The organism is Nocardia sp. NPDC006982 (assembly GCF_042869435.1).
Taxonomy (GTDB): domain Bacteria; phylum Actinomycetota; class Actinomycetes; order Mycobacteriales; family Mycobacteriaceae; genus Nocardia.
Genome location: NZ_JBIAFV010000001.1, coordinates 1123138 through 1141869, shown reverse-complemented (window position 1 = coordinate 1141869; position 18732 = coordinate 1123138). Strand labels below are relative to the sequence as shown.

At 66.6% G+C, this 18732-nt stretch carries 17 protein-coding genes and 1 pseudogene; 11 read left to right on the top strand and 7 right to left on the bottom strand.

Going from position 1 to position 18732, the window contains the following annotated elements; all coding sequences use genetic code 11:
* The gene (locus ACFYOW_RS05030) at nucleotides 1-348 is read right to left on the bottom strand and encodes a YciI family protein (protein ID WP_327099960.1); all 348 of its coding nucleotides are present in this window, start codon (nucleotides 346-348) and stop codon (nucleotides 1-3) included.
* Nucleotides 349-506: 158 nt separating this feature from the next.
* Nucleotides 507-2174: an alkaline phosphatase D family protein gene (locus ACFYOW_RS05025; protein ID WP_387284614.1), complete on the bottom strand. Its 1668-nt coding sequence runs from the start codon at nucleotides 2172-2174 to the stop codon at nucleotides 507-509.
* A 74-nt stretch (nucleotides 2175-2248) separates the two neighbouring features.
* Here ACFYOW_RS05025 and ACFYOW_RS05020 point away from each other — a divergent pair, with 74 nt between their 5' ends.
* The 6 genes from ACFYOW_RS05020 to ACFYOW_RS04995 all read left to right on the top strand — a co-directional run bounded on the left by ACFYOW_RS05020 (nucleotide 2249) and on the right by ACFYOW_RS04995 (nucleotide 9813).
* A complete protein-coding gene (locus ACFYOW_RS05020) occupies nucleotides 2249-3595 on the top strand; it encodes a replication-associated recombination protein A (protein ID WP_387284613.1) in 1347 nt (448 codons plus the stop codon).
* Nucleotides 3596-3699: 104 nt separating this feature from the next.
* Nucleotides 3700-6366, top strand: a complete 2667-nt coding sequence (gene alaS / locus ACFYOW_RS05015; protein WP_387284611.1) for an alanine--tRNA ligase — start codon at nucleotides 3700-3702, stop codon at nucleotides 6364-6366.
* Nucleotides 6366-6899 carry a Holliday junction resolvase RuvX gene (gene ruvX, locus ACFYOW_RS05010; protein WP_387284610.1) on the top strand — a complete coding sequence of 178 codons (534 nt, stop codon included), beginning with the start codon at nucleotides 6366-6368 and terminating at the stop codon, nucleotides 6897-6899. Before alaS ends, ruvX begins: the two co-directional genes overlap by 1 nt.
* Nucleotides 6896-8467: an endolytic transglycosylase MltG gene (locus ACFYOW_RS05005; RefSeq protein WP_387284609.1), complete on the top strand. Its 1572-nt coding sequence runs from the start codon at nucleotides 6896-6898 to the stop codon at nucleotides 8465-8467. Before ruvX ends, ACFYOW_RS05005 begins: the two co-directional genes overlap by 4 nt.
* A 4-nt stretch (nucleotides 8468-8471) precedes the next feature.
* Nucleotides 8472-9284: a shikimate dehydrogenase gene (locus tag ACFYOW_RS05000; RefSeq protein WP_387284607.1), complete on the top strand. Its 813-nt coding sequence runs from the start codon at nucleotides 8472-8474 to the stop codon at nucleotides 9282-9284.
* A 46-nt stretch (nucleotides 9285-9330) separates the two neighbouring features.
* Nucleotides 9331-9813, top strand: a complete 483-nt coding sequence (locus ACFYOW_RS04995) for a B-4DMT family transporter (protein WP_245721038.1) — start codon at nucleotides 9331-9333, stop codon at nucleotides 9811-9813.
* A gap of 213 nt (nucleotides 9814-10026) precedes the next feature.
* Here ACFYOW_RS04995 and aroB read toward each other — a convergent pair whose 3' ends face one another.
* The 4 genes and pseudogenes from aroB to ACFYOW_RS04975 all read right to left on the bottom strand — a co-directional run bounded on the left by aroB (nucleotide 10027) and on the right by ACFYOW_RS04975 (nucleotide 13861).
* Nucleotides 10027-11202, bottom strand: coding sequence for a 3-dehydroquinate synthase (gene aroB, locus ACFYOW_RS04990; protein WP_387284605.1), 1176 nt, complete (start codon nucleotides 11200-11202; stop codon nucleotides 10027-10029).
* Between the two features lie 412 nt (nucleotides 11203-11614).
* Nucleotides 11615-12133: pseudogene (locus ACFYOW_RS04985) on the bottom strand (shikimate kinase); the annotation flags it as partial.
* Entirely contained in the window at nucleotides 12130-13323 is a 1194-nt protein-coding gene (gene aroC / locus ACFYOW_RS04980) for a chorismate synthase (RefSeq protein ID WP_063043190.1), read from the bottom strand. The gene aroC and the pseudogene ACFYOW_RS04985, both read right to left, overlap by 4 nt.
* 82 nt (nucleotides 13324-13405) lie before the next feature.
* A complete protein-coding gene (locus ACFYOW_RS04975; RefSeq protein ID WP_387284603.1) occupies nucleotides 13406-13861 on the bottom strand; it encodes a prepilin peptidase in 456 nt (151 codons plus the stop codon).
* 155 nt (nucleotides 13862-14016) lie between these two features.
* Here ACFYOW_RS04975 and ACFYOW_RS04970 point away from each other — a divergent pair, with 155 nt between their 5' ends.
* From ACFYOW_RS04970 to ACFYOW_RS04955, 4 genes are read left to right on the top strand one after another with little or no spacing between them, the layout of a single operon-like run.
* On the top strand, nucleotides 14017-15144 hold the full coding sequence (locus ACFYOW_RS04970) for a M24 family metallopeptidase (RefSeq protein WP_387284601.1): 1128 nt from the start codon (nucleotides 14017-14019) through the stop codon (nucleotides 15142-15144).
* 47 nt (nucleotides 15145-15191) lie between these two features.
* Entirely contained in the window at nucleotides 15192-15755 is a 564-nt protein-coding gene (efp, locus tag ACFYOW_RS04965) for an elongation factor P (RefSeq protein ID WP_387284600.1), read from the top strand.
* Nucleotides 15756-15789: 34 nt separating this feature from the next.
* Nucleotides 15790-16299, top strand: coding sequence for a transcription antitermination factor NusB (gene nusB, locus ACFYOW_RS04960; RefSeq protein WP_387284598.1), 510 nt, complete (start codon nucleotides 15790-15792; stop codon nucleotides 16297-16299).
* The gene (locus ACFYOW_RS04955) at nucleotides 16296-16562 is read left to right on the top strand and encodes a YciI family protein (protein WP_327099951.1); all 267 of its coding nucleotides are present in this window, start codon (nucleotides 16296-16298) and stop codon (nucleotides 16560-16562) included. The genes nusB and ACFYOW_RS04955 overlap by 4 nt, the downstream gene beginning before the upstream one ends.
* A gap of 247 nt (nucleotides 16563-16809) precedes the next feature.
* Here ACFYOW_RS04955 and ACFYOW_RS04950 read toward each other — a convergent pair whose 3' ends face one another.
* Nucleotides 16810-17772 carry an NADP-dependent oxidoreductase gene (locus ACFYOW_RS04950; protein WP_387284596.1) on the bottom strand — a complete coding sequence of 321 codons (963 nt, stop codon included), beginning with the start codon at nucleotides 17770-17772 and terminating at the stop codon, nucleotides 16810-16812.
* A 299-nt stretch (nucleotides 17773-18071) separates the two neighbouring features.
* Between ACFYOW_RS04950 and ACFYOW_RS04945 the strand changes: the two genes are divergently transcribed.
* On the top strand, nucleotides 18072-18710 hold the full coding sequence (locus ACFYOW_RS04945; RefSeq protein WP_387284594.1) for a TetR/AcrR family transcriptional regulator: 639 nt from the start codon (nucleotides 18072-18074) through the stop codon (nucleotides 18708-18710).
* The last annotated feature ends 22 nt before the right edge of the window (nucleotides 18711-18732 follow it).

Here is an 18732-nt window from a genome sequence, read left to right as displayed (position 1 = left end):
CTAGTCGAAGGTCATGATCGGGCGCACCTCGACGCCGCCGAATCGGGCGGGCACCTGCTTGGCCACTGCGATCGCGGCGTCCAGATCCGCGGCCTCGATCAGGTAGTAGCCGCCGAGCGCCTCCTTGGCCTCGGCGAACGGGGCATCGGTCACGGTGAAATCGCCGTCGTCCTTCTGCCGGATGGAGGTGGCGGTAGCAGTCGGCTGGAGTGCGTTGCCGCCCTGCACGGCGTCGCCCGCGATCTCCTGGAAGGTCACGTGCGCCTGGTAGACCTCACCCATGACCTGCTCCGATGCGGTCGCGTACGCATTTTCGTCCTCGTAAATCAGCACCAGGTACTGGCTCATGATCTCGCTCCTTCGGGTTGCGCCGGCCCGCCGATCGGGCCGTCGTATTCGTTCCGACGATCGAGCTCGACGGAAATCGACAACCTTTCGCGAGAAAATTCTGCTACTGGAATCGCGTGGAGTCTCGCAAGTCGTGCCGATGCAGACCCTTCCGACAATCAGGCGACCGGTCCTGGGCGTGGCTCGACGCGTCCACCGGAACGAACGGCGAAAGAAGCACCGTGACGCACGCCGGAATTGGGATCGGCGACGTCGGTGACATAGAACCAGTCCATCTGTGCCTGCGCCGGGGTGACCTCCAGGACGCCGTAGCCGTGCGACTCCATCTCGACGTACCGCAGATGCCGGTTCACCCCCTTGACGGACTCCTCTACCGGGACCGCGACTGTGCGCGGTGGCGCCTTCAGCAGCTCGCCGAGACTCGATGAAGTCACCGACGGGACCACGAATTCCGCGCCCACCGTCGGCCCGCCCGGATAGTCCGCCGGGTCGACGGGCAGGTCGGCGGCCCACGAGGAATGGATATCGCCGGTCAGGAAGACGACATCGCGGATCTGCTGATCGGCGATCGACTGGAACAATGTGCGACGGTCCGCGGTGTAGCCGTCCCACTGGTCGGCGTTGGCCGGAACGCCGGATCGCGGCACACCAGCCATGGTCGTGATGGCCTCCGTGGTCGCCGGTTCCAGCGGCGGGAACACCAGCGGCGCGATCATCACCGAATTGCCGACGAGCTTCCACTGCACCGGCGCGGATGCCAAACCGGCAGTGAGCCAATCCATTTGGGCCTTGCCGGTGATGGTGCGCGCCGGGTTGTCGACCTCGCGCCAGCCTGCGACCGGTTCGACCTCTTGGTCGCGGTAGCTGCGCAGGTCGAGCATGGACAACTCGGCGAGGTTGCCGAAACGCAGCCGCCGATAGATCTGGACGTCGGACCCCGAACTGCTCGCCCGGACCGGCATCCACTCGAGATAGGCGCGGGCCGAGGCGGCGCGGCGCTGCTGCCAGTCGCCCTCGGTGGCCGGATCATGGTTGTTCGCACCGCCGGACCACGCGTTGTCCGCGAATTCGTGATCATCCCAGGTGCAGATGAACGGCACCCGCGTGTGCAGCGTGAGCAGATCCGGATCGGTCTTGTACTGCGCGTGCCGAATGCGGTAGTCGGCCAGGGTGACGATCTCATTGGCGGGCTCGTGTGGACGCACCGCGCCGCTGCGCCCGCCGTATTTGCCGCGGCCGTATTCGTAGATGTAGTCGCCGAGGTGCACGATCGCGTCGAGGTCGGTGCGATTGGCCAGATGCCGGTACGCGCCGAAGTATCCCGCCTCCCAGTTCGAGCAGGACACCACGCCGAAGCGTAGGCGATCGACCGCGGCAGACGTGGCCGGAGCGGTTCGGGTGCGGCCGACGGGGGAGTGCACGCCGAACGCGGTGAAGCGGTAGAAGTACGCGCTGCCGGGCTGCAGATCGGTCACATCGATCTTGACAGTGTGATCGTAATCCGCTGTGGCCGTGGCCATTCCGGATGCGATCACGGATGCGAAGCGCTCATCGGCGGCCAGTTCCCAGCGCACCGCCGCGGATTCGCCGACGCCGGAACCGGGTGTCGCGTCGTCGGAGACGGTGACACGAGTCCAGATGATCACACCGTTCGCCAGCGGATCGCCCGAGGCGACGCCGTGACGGAATACCGGTCCCTCGGCGCGTGCGGGCGTGGCGACCGCGAATGCGGCGACTGTCGCCGCGGCACCACCCTTCAGCAGAGTGCGTCGAGCGAAAGGCTCGGAATCCGGAACGACGACGTTTTCAGCCACGGCTGCGATCACAGCCGATCCATGGTCGGCGAGGCAAATCGGCACAGGACCCGGAGCTGTCGGTGCTCCTCGGTAACGTGCTCGGTGTGAGCGAAGGCTTATTCGACGTGCCCGGCGACGAGGTGCCGTCCGGACACTCCATCGACAGTGTGGTGCGCCGCGATGCTGGCGCGCCGCTGGCGGTGCGGATGCGGCCCGCGACATTGGACGAGGTGGTCGGCCAACAGCATCTGCTCGGGCCCGGCTCGCCGCTGCGGCGGTTGATCGAGGGTTCGGGCGCGGCGTCGGTGCTGCTGTACGGACCGCCGGGAACCGGCAAGACGACGCTGGCGTCGCTGATTTCGCAGGCCACGGGTCGGCGCTTCGAGGCGCTGTCGGCCTTGTCGGCCGGGGTGAAGGAAGTGCGTGCGGTCATCGATGTGGCCCGCCGCCGTCTCACCGCGGGCGAGCAGACTGTGCTGTTCATCGATGAGGTGCACCGTTTCTCCAAGACGCAGCAGGACGCGTTGCTGGCCGCGGTGGAGAACCGGATCGTGCTGCTGGTCGGCGCGACGACCGAGAATCCCTCGTTCTCGGTGGTCTCGCCATTGCTGTCGCGCTCGCTGGTACTGCAATTGCAGTCGCTCACCAACGCCGATATCCGGCTGGTGCTCGATCGGGCGCTCGCGGACCCGCGTGGTTACGGCGGCGCGTACACGGTGACCGAGGCCGCGCTCGAGCACATCGTGCGGATCGCGGGTGGTGATGCGCGCCGGGCGCTCACCGCGCTGGAAGCATCGGCGGAATCCTCGTTGGACGGCACCGTCGATGTGGATCTGGTCGAGGCCAGCGTGGACAAGGCGGCCGTGCGCTACGACCGTGCCGGTGACCAGCACTACGACGTGGTGAGCGCCTTCATCAAATCCATTCGCGGCTCGGATGTCGATGCGGCACTGCACTACCTGGCTCGCATGCTCAGCGCGGGCGAGGACCCCCGCTTCATCGCCCGCCGCCTGGTCATTTCGGCGAGCGAGGATATCGGCATGGCCGATCCGATGGCGCTGCAGACCGCGGTCGCGGCGGCGCACGTCGTGCAGCTGATCGGCATGCCCGAGGCTCAACTAACCCTGACCCACGCGACGATCCACCTGGCCACGGCCCCCAAATCCGGTGCCGTGCCCGCCGCGCTCGGCGCCGCGCTCGCCGATATTTCGGCAGGCAAGGCGGGTACGGTCCCGGCACATCTACGCGACGGCCACTACGCGGGAGCCGCCGCTCTCGGCAACGCCCAAGGCTACAAATACCCGCACGACGACCCGGACGGCGTACTGGCCCAACAGTATCCGCCCGACGAAATCGTCGGCCGCGACTACTACACTCCGACCGATCACGGTGTCGAACGCGATATCCAACGCCGCGTCGAGAAGCTGCGCAGAATCGTCCGCGGACGATAATCGCTCACTTCGCCGCAGACCCGGTCCGGGTCGCTCCCGCCGGCGGAGGTGGACCACCCGGTCGCTGAAAAAGGGGATGCGGGGCACCGGTAGGCTGGATATCTGTGCAGACCCACGAGATCCGACGGCGATTCCTGGACCATTTTGTCCGTGCCGGACACACCGAGGTGCCCAGTGCCTCGCTGATCCTGGCCGACCCGACCCTGCTGTTCGTCAACGCGGGCATGGTTCAGTTCAAGCCGTATTTCTTGGGCCAGGAGGCGCCGCCGTTCCCGCGCGCGACCAGTGTGCAGAAATGCGTCCGCACCGGTGATATCGAAGAGGTCGGCGTCACCACCCGGCACAACACCTTCTTTCAGATGGCGGGCAACTTCTCCTTCGGTGACTACTTCAAGGAGGGCGCCATCACCCTCGCCTGGGAGTTGATCAGCAAGTCGCAGGAGGACGGCGGCTACGGCTTCGATCCCGAGCGGATCTGGGTGACGGCCTACGAATCCGATCCGGAGGCCGCCGAGATCTGGCACCGGGTCGCGGGCATCCCGAAGGAGCGGATCCAGTTCCGCGACGGCAAGGACAATTACTGGGATATGGGCGTGCCCGGACCGGGCGGCCCGTGTTCGGAGATCTACTACGACCGCGGCCCCGAATACGGTAAGGACGGCGGTCCGGTTGCCGACGAGGACCGCTACCTGGAGATCTGGAATCTGGTCTTCATGCAGGACATCCGCGGTGAGCAGAGCCCCAAGCTCGGCTACCCGCCGGTCGGATCGCTGCCCAAGAAGAATATCGATACCGGCATGGGCGTCGAGCGCATCGCGCTGCTGTTGCAGGGCGTCGACAACGTCTACGAGACCGACCTGCTGCGCCCGATCATTGATAAGGCCGAGGAGTTGACGGGCCGGTCCTACGGTGTCGAACACGAGGACGACCGCCGCTTCCGCGTCATCGCCGACCATGCCCGCACCTCGGCCATGCTGATCGCCGACGGTGTCAACCCGGGCAATGAGGGCCGTGGCTATGTGCTGCGCCGCCTGCTGCGCCGAATCGTGCGCTCGGCCCGGCTGCTCGGCGCGGACAAGCCGGTGATCGGCGAATTCATGAAGGTCGTCAGCGAGCTGATGTCGCCGTCGTATCCGGAACTGGCCACCGACTTCGCGCGGATCGAGAATGTCGCGGTGGGTGAGGAGACGGCGTTCCTCAAGACGCTCAATACCGGCTCCCGGTTGTTCGCCGATGCCGTCGACGAGGTTGCGGCCAAGGGCGGCAAGACGATTCCGGGTTCGGACGCCTTCAAACTGCACGACACCTACGGCTTCCCGATCGAGCTGACCCTTGAGATGGCGGCGGAGGCCGGACTGTCGGTCGACGAGGAGGGCTTCCGCTCGCTCATGGCCGAGCAGCGGAAGATGGCCAAGGAGGATGCGCAGGCGCGCAAGCACGGCCATGCCGACCTGTCCATCTACAAGGAGTTGGTCGACCGCGGCGCAACGGAATTCACCGGCTTCGACGAGCTGACCTCCGAGGCGCACGTTCTCGCGCTGATCGCCGGCGGTGTCCGGGTGCCGACCGCCACCATCGGACAGGACGTCGAGGTGATCCTGGACCGGAGCCCGCTGTACGCGGAGTCCGGTGGTCAGATCGCCGATCGCGGCACCATTACGGCGCAGGGCCTCAAACTGCGCGTCAACGATGTGCAGAAGATCGCCAAGAAGCTGTGGGTGCACAAGACCACCGTCGAACAGGGCCAGGTCACCGAGGGCGATGTCGTACTCGCGCAAGCCGATCCGGCCTGGCGACATGGCGCCACCCAGGGCCACTCCGGCACGCATATGGTGCATGCCGCGCTGCGGCAGGTGCTCGGCCCGAACGCCGTGCAGGCCGGTTCGCTGAACAAGCCCGGCTATCTGCGCTTCGACTTCAACTGGCAGGGCCAGCTCTCCGAACAGCAGAAGGCCGATATCGAGGCCGTCTCCAATGACGCGGTCGGCTCGGACTTCCCCGTGAACACCTTCGTCACCGATCTGCCCAAGGCCAAGCAGATGGGCGCGCTCGCGCTGTTCGGCGAGAACTACGGCGACGAGGTGCGCGTGGTGGAGATCGGCGGACCGTTCTCGATGGAGCTGTGCGGTGGTACGCACGTACAGCATTCCTCACAGATCGGCCCGATCACCGTGCTCGGCGAATCGGCGATCGGTTCCGGTAAGCGACGCGTGGAGGCCTTCGTCGGCCTGGACTCATATAAGTATCTGGCGAAGGAGCGTGCCCTGCTGGCCGGGGTCGCGTCCTCGTTGAAGGTGCCTTCGGAGGAGGTGCCTGCGCGCGTCGAGCAGCTCGTGGAGCGGCTGAAGGTGGCCGAGAAGGAGCTCGAGCGCACCAAGATCGCCACGGTGCTCGCTTCGGCGGCCAAGTTCGTGGACGAGGCCGAGCGGGTCGGCAGTGTGCTGCTGGTGGCCGCGGCCGCGCCCGAAGGTGTCACCGCCGGTGACCTGCGCACCCTCGCCACCGATATCCGCGGCCGGTTCGGCACCGAACCTGCGGTTGTCGTGCTGCTCGGCAATGCCGATGGCAAGGTGCCTTTCGTCGTGACGGTCAACAAGAGCGCGCAGGATCTCGGCTTCAAGGCCGGCGACCTGGTCGCCAGCTTCGGCCCGAGCATTTCCGGTCGCGGTGGCGGCAAACCGGAGATGGCGCAGGGCGCCGGTTCGGACCCCTCGGGTATCGAAGTCGGTCTGGCCTCGGTCCGTGCCCGGGTGGCCGAACTCGCCGAGTGATGGGCGACTCGGAGAGTCATCGTCCCTCACCCGACACCGATCCTGGCCGCGGCAGGCGGATCGGCATCGATGTCGGCAGTGTCCGGATCGGGGTCGCCTCCAGCGACCCGGACGGCATGCTCGCCACGCCCGTGGAAACAGTGGCGCGCGCGAAGCCGAATAAGCGCGCGTCCGGACCGGCAAGCGACATTTCCAGAATTGCCGAAATTGTGCGGGAATACGAGGCCGTCGAGGTTATCGTCGGTCTGCCACGGACATTGCGCGGGGAAAAAGGGACCGCAGCCGATGCGGCGATGGCGTTCGCGGAGCGTTTGCGCGCAGTCATAGCCCCCGTGCCTATCCGACTTTCCGACGAACGTTTGACTACGGTGTCAGCTGCACGTGCATTGCGGGACAGTGGAGTTCGCGCGCGTGGCCAGCGGCAGGTGATCGATCAGGCGGCCGCCGTAGCGATCCTGCAGGGATGGTTGGACGAACGGAGTGCGGTGTTGAAGTCGGCCGAAGCGGCGTCTGATTCCGGAGACGGTGCATGACGGATCGATGGGCGCGAGCCGAGGAACGTTTCCGTCAGCGCGAGGCTGAGCGGCGTTACCGGCGAAACGACCAGGCATGGGAGGACTACGACGACGACACCACGGTCATTCCGCGCTATACCGACGAAGATCACGACGAGGTACTCGCGGCCGAGCGTTCGCGGCGTGCGACCCAGCGGGCCGAGCGCGGGGAACCGCGGCGTGGGCGGCCGCAGCGGACCGAGGGAGCGGAGCCGCGGCGGGCCCGCGGTGACGGGCTGGGTGGACGCTCCGGTGCCGCGTCCGCGCGCTCCGGGCGCACCAGGCCCGAGCGCGGCGGGAGCCGGACAGACGAGGAGCGTGCGGAGTCCCGCTCGGAGCGTCGGCGCAGTGCGCCCTCACGCGGCCGACGGTCCCGGGCGGCCTCCCGCAAGGCGGCCGAGCGCAAGAAGCGCCGCCGGAATCTGTGGCTGATCGGTGCGCTGTTCGTGGCGCTGTTCGCCGGCGCCGCGGTATTCGCGGGAATGAAAGTGGTCAAGATGTTCGGCGCGCCCGAGGACTTCGCGGGTCCGGTCGGACCGCTGGTGGTGGTGCAGGTCCATCCGGGCGATACGTCGAACCAGATCGCGGAGGAGATGCACAAGAAGGGCGTCGTCGCGAGCAGTGAGGCCTTCTTCCAAGCGGCCGTGCGCAATTCGAATATGAATTCGGTGCAGCCCGGCTACTACGCGATCCCGAGTCACAGCCCGTCCACCCAGGCGGTGACGGCACTGCTCGGCAAGAGTTCGCGGGTCGGCAATCTGGTCGTCTCCGAGGGACGGCAGCTGCACGATCAGCAGGACGTGAATACCGGCTCGCGCAAGGACGGAATCTACCGCAAGATCGCCGACGCCAGCTGCGTCGGCACCGGTACGAATCAGAAATGCCTCACCTACGACCAGCTCGATGCCGCCGGTTCGGGTGCGGATCTGACCGCCCTCGGCGTGCCGAGCTGGGCCGAGCAGCGGGTGCGTGACGTACCCGACCGCAGCAGGCAGCTGGAAGGTCTTATCGCCGCGGGCACCTGGGATTTCGATCCCAGTGGTACGCCGGATCAGATTCTGAAGCAGCTGGTGAGCGCGAGTGCGCGCAGCTACGAGTCGACCGGTTTGCTGCAGTCCGGCGCCGAGACGAAGCTGAACCCGTACCAGACCCTGATCGCCGCCTCGCTGGTGGAACGCGAAGCACTGCCGCAGGATATGGGCAAGGTGGCGCGGGTGATCGTGAACCGGCTCGCGGAGAACCAGCCACTACAGTTCGACTCGACGGTGAACTACGCACTGGACCGCACCGAGGTCGCGACCACCGACGCCGACCGGGCCAAGCGCACGCCGTGGAACACCTACGCCATGCCGGGACTGCCGGCGACCCCTATCTCCGCGCCATCGTTGAATGCGATGCGCGCCGTGGAGAATCCGGAGCCGGGGACATGGTTGTACTTCGTGACAGTCGACAAACAGGGGACCACCTTGTTCACCGAGAGCTACAGCGAACATCTGCGCAATATCGAAAAGGCCAGGCAGAGCGGAATTCTCGACAGTGGGCGGTGAGGCGATGACGCAAACCCGCAAGGCGGCCGTGCTCGGTAAGCCGATCGCGCATTCGCGGTCGCCGCAGCTGCATCTGGCGGCATACCGTGCGCTCGGGCTCGATTGGACCTATGAGCGGATCGAATGTTCGGCCGAGGATTTGCCCGGTCTGGTCGATGGGCTCGGACCGGAATGGGTCGGGCTTTCGGTGACCATGCCGGGTAAAGAGGCCGCGCTGGCATATGCGGGCGAACGCACCGAACGGGCGGTGCTGGTGGGCTCGGCGAACACCTTGGTTCGGATCGGTTCGCAGGGTTGGCGTGCCGACTGCACCGACGTCGACGGTGTGCTCGGCGCGTTGCGCGGCGGTGGTGTCGGCGAGTTGGCCGAGGCCGTAGTACTAGGTGCGGGTGGAACCGCACGTCCGGCGCTGCTCGCATTGTCCGAACTCGGTGCCAAGGTGGTCACCGTCGTCGCCCGCGATGCGAGAAGGGCGCGCAACGCAATGGACCTCGCGGAGCAACTCGGTATGACCACCGCCGTGATCGGCTTCGACAAAGACGCATTGCGCGCGGCGTGTGCGGATGCCGGTGCCGTGGTGAGCACGATCCCGGCCGAGGCGGCCGCGGTTGTCGCCGAGGCGGTGGCGGCAGCCCCGGTGGTGCTCGACGCGATCTACAACCCGTGGCCGACGCCGCTTGCCGTTGCGGTCGCGCGGGCGGAGCACACCGTGGTGGGCGGGCTGGAGATGCTGCTGAACCAGGCTTACGGACAGGTCGAACAGTTCACCGGCCGCCCGGCTCCGCACGCGGAAATGGCCGCGGCGATAAATCTGTAACCGGTTCTCATTTGGATCCGGCCGACTCGAGGCTATGGTGTTGACCATGAATGGTTGGGTGTTGCGGGCCATCGGGCTCGGTGCGCTGGTCGTTTTCCTGCGTGCCGCGTTGGGATTCGCGATGGTGTACTGGCCGACCCAGGGCAGTTGGATGCGACCGCTGTGCCTGGTGGTGCTGCTCGCCGCGGTGGTGTTCTGGGGTGTGCTGGATGGCCGCAAGGACCGTGAGGTCCATCCGGATCCGGAGCACGGCTCCGACCTCACCATCCTGTGGCTGAAGACCGCGGCTGCCGCGGGTCTGGGCAGCGGTGTGGTTTCGTGGCTGCTCGACTGGCTGCCCCGCTTCGATCTCGGCGATAACGGCCTGCTCTTCGAACTGACGGCGGGCGCGTCCTTCATCATTCTGCTGGTCTTCATTCCGGGCCTCATCGGCATCGGCATCGGCCGTATCATCGCCGACCGCCAGATCAACAAGTCTGCTAAACGGTCAACACCCCAGGCACCGGGCGCCGCCGCGACTCCCGCGTAGCCGCTGGCGAATTCGATTGGAGGCGACCTTCATCGGCCGATACGGCCGCCAGGGTCGCCTTCGTTTTTTCCGGATGTGCCGCAGCCTGTTCAGGTGCTGAGCTCGCCCATCCAGCGGACGGGCCGATGCCGTCGGCAATGTGCCTGCGGCCGAGATCGTGACGCAAAAGCGGCGCAACCGACCGAATCGGATGTGCCGCTTCGCTGTTCGCGACTACAGCAGGATCGCGCCGCTGCTGGCGCTGTCCTCGCGGGCGATCGCCGAATAGGCGGCGGCCAGCAGGGTGGGGTCCGGGCCTTCGAGGCGGCCGGGCTTGGCGAGGCCGTCGAGGACCACGAAACGCAGCACACCGGAGCGGGTCTTCTTATCGGTCTGCATGGCGTCGAGGAGTTGTGGGAGGGCGTCGGCGTCGTAGCTGGTCGGCAGGCCGACGCTGGCCAAGACGCTGCGATGGCGGTCGGCGGTGGCATCGTCGAGGCGACCGGCGAGTCGGCCGAGTTCGGCGGCGAAGACCAGACCCACCGACACGGCCGCACCGTGGCGCCAGCGGTAGCGCTCGCGGCGCTCGATGGCGTGGCCGAGAGTGTGGCCGTAGTTGAGGATCTCGCGCAGGCTGGCTTCCTTGAGGTCGGCGGCAACGACGTCGGCTTTCACCTGGATGGCGCGGCGGATCAATTCGGGCAGCACATCACCGGTCGGGTCGAGCGCGGCCTCCGGATCACGCTCGACCAAGTCCAGGATCACCGGGTCGGCGATGAAGCCGGCCTTGATGATCTCGGCCATCCCCGCGACGATCTCGTTGCGCGGCACTGTCTCCAGAGTCGCCAGATCTACCAGCACCGCGGCCGGTTCGTGGAAGCTGCCGACGAGATTCTTACCCGCCTCGGTATTGATACCGGTCTTACCACCGACGGCCGCGTCGACCATGGCCAGCAGCGTGGTTGGCACATGCACGATATGCACTCCGCGCATCCAGGTCGCGGCGACGAATCCGGCCAGATCGGTAGCCGCACCGCCGCCGAGCGATACCACCACGTCATTGCGGGTCAGGCCGATGCGGCCGAGCACCTCCCAGCAGAAGCCGGCCACGGCCAGATCCTTACCCGCCTCGGCATCCGGGATTTCGACGCGGTGCGCGTCGATACCCTTGTCGGCCAAGGCCTTGCGCACCACCTCGGCGGTTTCGGCCAGCGGCGGCTGATGGAAGATCGCGACGGTGCGCACGCCGGTGGTCGCGCCGACGACCGACTCGACGAGCTCGCCGAGCAGGCCGCGGCCGATGATCACCGGATAGGGATCGGCGGTGCGGACCTCGATGCGACTCGGCTCGGTCGGGCTGGTCGGCTGCTGCTCAGCTGGGCTGATGGGTCGCTCGCTTCGCTCACTCACGTGTACTCGGCTCCGATTCTGTGCGTGCTGATTGTTTGAGCGCTCGCGCGCGGGCGCGACGGGCCCGGGTGCGGCGGGACCGGCTTCCGGGTGTCGCTGGGTCACCGGATCCTTCGGAACCGGCACGCCCGTTGGCGATTTTGCCGGTGGGCTTGGGGCGATCGACTGTTGCGGTATCGGTCGTGATCCGGCCGGCCGCGGTGATCTTGCCGCTGGACTCGAGCCGCTCGGTCGCCGCGGATTCGGTGCCGTCGGCCTGCGCGGCGGCGGCCCGACGACGCGCGGCCGCCCGGGCCCTGGCGGCGCGCCGGGCTCGGGATCTATTGCTGCCCTGCGGTTTCGGCGCTACGACGTCCGGCGTAGTTCCGCTCGAGTCGGGCTCCGCTTCTTGCGGAAGCACTGATTCCATGCCCAGCTTCGCCATGATCATCCGCACCACCCGACCCGGACTGCGACCGTCGGTGCGCACCCGCACCGTGGCAACCTCGCGATACAGCGGTCTGCGCTTGCGCATCAGCTCGCGATATTTCGCACCCGGATCCGCACCATTGAGCAGCGGTCGCTGCGTACTCGCGCCGGTGCGCCGAAGTCCTTCGGCCACACTGATTTCCAGATACACCACGGTGCGATTGCGCAGCAGTGCCCTGGTGTCCTCGGACAGCACGGCCCCACCGCCGAGCGAGACCACACCGCGTTCGGCGAGGATGGCGCGACGCACCACCTGCTCCTCGATCCGGCGGAATTCCGGTTCGCCGTCCTCGGTGAAGATCTCCGGGATGGTGCGTCCGGTCTCGCGCTCGATTCCGGCATCGGTGTCGTAGAGCTCGACACCGAGTTCCCTGGCGAGCTTGCGGCCGATCGTCGACTTCCCCGCCCCCGGCGGTCCGACCAGCACCACGCGCGGTGCGCGCGGATCGGACTGCACGATCATTGCGGCACGTGTGGTCGGGTGCCGATGCGCTTGACGTAGCTGGTGATGTTGTCGACGGTCTCGACCAATGAGTCACCGCCGAACTTCTCCAGCGCGGCCTGCGCGACGACCAGCGCGACCATGGTCTCGGCGACCACACCCGCGGCGGGCACAGCACAGACATCCGAGCGCTGGTGGATGGCCACAGCCTCCTCGCCGGTGGTCATATCGACCGTGGACAGCGCGCGCGGCACCGTCGAGATCGGCTTCATCGCGGCGCGCACGCGCAGCGGCTCGCCATTGGTCATACCGCCCTCGAGACCACCGGCACGGTTGGTCGAGCGCAGCACGCCGTCCGGTCCCGGCTTCATCTCGTCATGTGCCTGGCTGCCGCGGCGGCGTGCGGTTTCGAAACCGTCGCCGACCTCGACGCCCTTGATCGCCTGAATCCCCATGAGTGCGCCCGCGAGGCGCGAATCCAGCCGATCCGCGCCGCTGATGAACGAACCCAATCCAACCGGTAGCCCGTCCACGACCACCTCGACCACACCACCGAGGGTGTCGCCGTCCTTCTTGGCGGCCTCGATCTCGGCGATCATCGCGGCCTCGGCGTCCTTGTCGAACGCGCGCACCGGACTCTCGTCGATCGCGGCCAGGTCGGCGGCCGTCGGCACGATGCCGGTGGTATTGGCGGCGGTACCGATCGAGACGACATGCGAGATGACCTCGACGCCGAAGGCCTGGCGCAGGAAATTCCTGGCGACCGTGCCCGCTGCGACGCGCGCGGCGGTCTCGCGGGCGCTGGCCCGCTCCAAAACATTGCGGGCGTCGTCGAAGTTGTACTTGAGCATGCCCGAGTAGTCGGCGTGGCCCGGCCGCGGCCGGGTCAGCGGTGCGTTGCGGGCCAGATCGGCGAGTTCGTTCTCGTCCACCGGATCCGCGGACATGACCGTCGTCCACTTCGGCCACTCGGAGTTCGCGATCTCGATGGCCACCGGTCCGCCCATGGTACGACCGTGCCGCACTCCGCCGATGACGGTGACCTTATCGGCCTCGAACTTCATTCGGGCGCCGCGCCCGTACCCGAGCCGACGGCGCGCCAACTGTGCGGAGATCTCGTCGGACGTCACCTCGACACCGGCCACCATCCCCTCGAGGATGGTGACAAGAGCGGGACCATGGGATTCTCCGGCAGTTATCCAGCGCAACACGCTGTCCATCTTCCCATGTCGACGGGGGTGCTCCGGTACGCGGCCCGCCGTGATGACAGGCACGGCGGCGTCGCGGCATCGGCTAGCCATACGCCGCCGCCAGGCTCAGCACCGTCGCGACGCACATGGCGGGCCCATGGGGAAGCGGATGCGGTCCGGCCCGATCAGCACCGGACCGAATCCGCCAGTGGGCCAATACGGCGAGCCCGAATGCCGCAGTCAGCACGGGTGCGGCGAGCGCCGCCCGCACCCATACCTGCGCACCGCCGAGCGCGGCGACCGCGCCCAGCCCGACGGCCAGTTTCACATCACCGGCCCCGAGTGTGGCCGGTGCGATCAAGTGCACCAATAAATATGACATCGCCAACAAGATCGAACCGACCACCGCGGCGGTGAATTGTGTTGTGAACAGCGCATATCCGAAGATGATCAGCGCGCCTGAGACGGTGAGCGCATTTGGCAGTCGGCGCTGCCGGATATCGATGGCGGTGAGCACCGAGCACCAAGCCAGCAGCAGGACAAAAGCGGTGGGGGACATGGCTTTCAGCCTCGTCCGCTCCCGGTCCCGGATGCAGCCCCCGATTCCGGATTGGGGATAACCGATCGATATGTGAACATCGATCGCCTCGCTCGAATACCGGTAAACCTGTGTTTTATGCGGGATCTGCGGCGTGTCGGCGGTAGTTTTGAGACATGTCTGCTGATCACGCGGGTCCTGGGCCCGACTACGCGGCGCGCCGTGGCGCACTGCGCAGTCTGCTGGTGGAGAACGAGGTCGACGCGCTGTTGGTCACCGATCTGGTGAACATCAGGTACCTGACCGGCTTCACCGGGTCCAATGCCGCACTGCTGGTGACCTCCTGGGATATGCGTAATTCCGAGGAGCGCACCGTGATCGGCACCGACGGGCGCTATCAGGGCCAGGTCGCCGAACAGGTGCCGGATCTGCGCGCCGAAATCGCCAGGGCCACCGCCCGGCGCATCGTGGAGCTCGCGGGGGAGTGGCAGCTGGGCCGGGTCGGTTACGAGAGCCATATCGTCACCGTCGATCAGCATCGCGGATTCATCGAGCAGAAGACCGGTTTGGAATTCGTCGCCACTCCGGGGCTGGTCGAACAGCTGCGCATGGTCAAGGACGCTTACGAGATCGAACAGTTGCGTGCCGCCTGCGCCGCAGGTGACGCCGGGCTGGCGACCCTGCTGGAACGCGGCGGCCTGCGCCCCGGCCGTACCGAGCGCGAGGTCGCCAGGGATCTGGAATGGGCGATGTTCGAACACGGCGCCGATGCGGTCGCCTTCGAGACCATCGTGGCGACCGGCGCGAACTCCGCCATCCCGCATCACCGGCCCACCGGAGCGGTCCTGGCCACCGGCGATTTCGTCAAGATCGACTTCGGCGCCGTGGTCGGCGGCTACCACTCCGATATGACCCGCACCTTCGTACTCGGCACCGCATCCGACTGGCACCGGGAGGTGTACGCGCTGGTCGAGGCGGCGCAGCGGGCCGGACGCGAGGCGCTGAAGCCCGGCGCGCCGGTCACCGACGTGGATGCGGCCGCGCGTGCGGTGATCGAGGCGGCCGGGCACGGGAAGCTGTTCGTGCACGGTCTCGGACACGGTGTCGGACTGCAGATCCACGAAGCGCCGGGAATCGCCAAAACCGGAACCGGTACACTTCTGTCTGGCGTGGCGGTGACCGTCGAACCAGGTGTGTACTTCCCCGGCCGCGGCGGCGTCCGGATCGAGGACACGCTCGTGGTCCGCGAGGGGGGCCCGGATCTGCTCACCAACACCAGCAAAGGCCTGACCGTCGTCGAATGATGCCGGTCACCGAGACCGCATATCCAGAACTAGGAGATCCGAGAACAGTGGCGGACACCAGCGACTTCAAGAACGGCCTCGTGCTGAAGATCGACGGTCAGCTCCAGCAGATCATCGAATTCCAGCACGTCAAGCCGGGTAAGGGCCCTGCCTTCGTGCGGACCAAGCTGAAGAACGTGCTGTCCGGCAAGGTCGTCGACAAGACCTTCAACGCGGGCGTCAAGGTGGAGACCGCCACCGTCGACCGTCGCGATATGACCTACCTGTACCACGACGGCTCGGATTACGTCTTCATGGACGGCGAGACCTTCGACCAGATCTCCATCTCCGAGGAGACCATCGGCCCCGGCGCCCGGTTCCTGCTGGAGAACATGGTCGTTCAGGTCGCCACCCACGAGGGCGCGCCGCTGTATGTCGAGTTGCCGGTCACCGTCGAACTCGAGGTGCAGCACACCGACATCGGTCTGCAGGGCGACCGCTCCACCGGCGGAACCAAGCCCGCCACCCTGGAGACCGGCGCCGAGGTGCAGGTCCCGCTGTTCATCAACACCGGCGACAAGCTGCGTATCGATTCGCGCGACGGCAGCTACCTCGGCCGCGTGAACGCCTGATCGCCCGCCGCGGCGAACAGGGATAATGAGTGCTGTGGCGGAACAGCCCATAGACAAGAAGTCCACATTCAAGAAGCTCGGCGCGCGCCACAAGGCCCGCCGGCGGGCGGTCGATCTGCTCTTCGAGGCGGAGGCCCGCGATGTGGACGCGGCCGACCTGCTCACCGAGCGGGCCGAACTGGCCACCCAGGATCAGGCGATCGCCCCGGTGCATGCCTACACCCGCACCCTGGTCGAGGGCGTCGCCGACGATCTGGATCGGGTGGACGGTACCATCGAGTCCTACCTCAAGGACTGGGAGCTGTCCCGGCTGCCCGCCGTGGACCGGGCCATCCTGCGGATCGCGGTGTGGGAGTTGTTCCACGCCAACGATGTTCCGCCGGTTGTCGCGGTCGACGAGGCGGTGGAGTTGGCCAAGGAGCTGTCCACTGATGATTCGCCCGGATTCGTCAACGGTGTGCTCGGCCAGGTCGTGCTGGTCGCCCCGCAGGTGCGCGCGGCCGCAGCGGCGACCAGGGCGCCGCGTCCGGAGTCGCAGGCGTGATCAACAAGTATCTGGTCATGGCGATGCGGAAGCCGTCGTTCGACCCGGCCGTGATCGAGCCGCACAAGCAGTTCCTGAACGAATTGCTCGAGCGCGGGCAGTTGGTCGAGAGCGGTCGGTTCACCGACGGCACCGGCGGTGCGTATGTGATCAACGCCGAAAGTCTGGAAGCCGCAAGGGAAATCGCGTTCACCGATCCGGTGCACACCACCGGTTCCTCGGAGCTCACCGTGTACGAGTGGGAGATCGCCGTCTCCGCCTGATTGCCGTCGGCCCAGCCGCATGCCGAAAATGGTGTGCGGTTGTTGACGTTTCATGGCCTGTCGCGATCCGATGCCATAGCCGCCCGAGCTCCCGCTGGTGGGTGTACTGGCCCAGCGGGAGCGAACCGCGAGGACTGTCTCGCGGAATCGGGTATGCCCGGCTCCGTGGTGCGCACCGACGGATGGTGTGCACCGCATTCGGCGAACCTGGGCACGGTCGATCCTGGTTCCTCAACCGCACTCGAGGTCAAGATTCCGGCATGTGGTCTTGGTCGCTCACGGTGAGGACGATCTTCCCGGTGGTTCGGCCCTGTTCGATCAAGCGGTGCGCTTCGGCTGCCTGCTCCAGCGGCAGGACCGATTCCACGTGTGGGCGCAGTTGCCCCTTCTCGATCAGGTCGGTCAGTGCTTCGAGGTCGGCGCGGTCGGGTTCCACCAGGTAGCCGCTGGCGCGTACGCCGAGTTCGGACGCACGCTTGGCCATTCCAGGTGTCCATGCCGCCTGTGCGTTGACGAGAATGCCACCGGGACGCAAGGTTTCGAGCATGCGCAGCGCCGGTTCGCCGCCGTGCATCTGGATCACGATATCGACGTCGCGGACGGACGTGGCCACATCGGTCGTCGTGTAGTCGATGGTCTCGTCGGCGCCGAGTGCGGCGAGGAAGTCGTGTTTGGCCGCACGTGCGGAACCGATCACATAGGCCCCGAACGACTTTGCGATCTGCACGGCGAAATGGCCGACGCCACCTGCCGCGGCGGATACCAGAACACGCTGTTCAGGTGCGACTTTCCCGATATCGACAAGCATCTGCCAGGCCGTGAGCGCGGCCAATGGCAGGGCCGCGGCCTCGGTGAAACTCGAACCCGTTGGCATGGGCGCGAATTGGTGCGACGGCGCGGTCACATATTCTGCGTAGGCCCCCGCCGCGCGCGGAAACCACGGCATGCCGTACACCCGGTCGCCGGGTCGGAAGCGGGTCACCCCGTAGCCGACCTCCTCGACGATTCCGGCGACATCCCAGCCGTTGACGAAGGGCAGCGTCAATGCCCGGACGTACGCCTGACCTTCCCGGCTGAAATAGTCGATCGGATTGACCCCCGCTGCAACGACTTTCACCAGCACTTCGGTGGGTAGCGGTGTCGGCCGCGCGATCTCCGCGAGTCGCATGGTGTCCGGCCCGCCCCACTGCTCTTGTTGAATAGCGCGCATGATCTGTCCTCTCACCTGAAGAATGTGGACGCTCGTCCTAGGTACGAGCGGGGCGCTCAGCCGCTGGTTATATGCCGACTCAGCATCGAGATTCGCCGATCGAGTTGTCGTCGAGGATGCTGATTACGGTGTGGATCAGCGACACAGGTCTCGAACTAAGTGGACGGTCGTACTATCACTCTTTGCCTTGGGTTCTGTCAATGCCGCCGAATGAGCGGTTGATCAAGCTAATTCAGTGTGAAACAATTAGGACGACCGTCCGTCGGATATGCTCGACCTCGGACGAAAGGTGGGTGCCGATGACCGTCGAAACCAAGGTCGACAAGCGGTTGGAGCGCGGTGAGCGATCTCGGCGCGTCATCCTCGACCGCGCCATGGATATCGCCTCGGTCGAAGGCCTGGAAAGCCTGTCCGTGCGGCGTTTGGCGACCGAACTCGACCTCAGCAAGAGCGGCGTTTTCGCGCACTTCGGCTCCAAGGAGGAACTCCAGCTCGCGACCGTCCGCGCGGCCGTCGAGGTCTTCGTCGCCCACGTGGTGAAACCCGCGCGACGTGCACCCGTTGGTATCCGCCGGGTTCGGGCACTCGGTGAGTCCTGGTTGGACTATGCCGCGAAGCCGTACTTCAGCGGCGGGTGCTTCTTTCTGTCCGCCGTCGCGGAGTTCGACGCCCGCCCCGGGCGTGTGCACGACGCCGTGGCCGCATCGCGCCGAGATTGGTTGCGGCTCTACGAAACCACCATTGCCGAGGCCATCGGTCTCGGCGAGATCGTCTCCGATAACGAGCCCGCCGACCTCGCCTTCGAACTCGACGCCATCGCACGCACCGCGGCCCAGGATGCGCTGCTGTTCGGCGAATCGGCGCCCTACGATCGAGCCCGCCGTATCCTCGCCACTCGACTGGACGCCCTCACACACCGACCCGCCAGTGCGACTTGACCGTTCGCTCGCTGCGTCGACA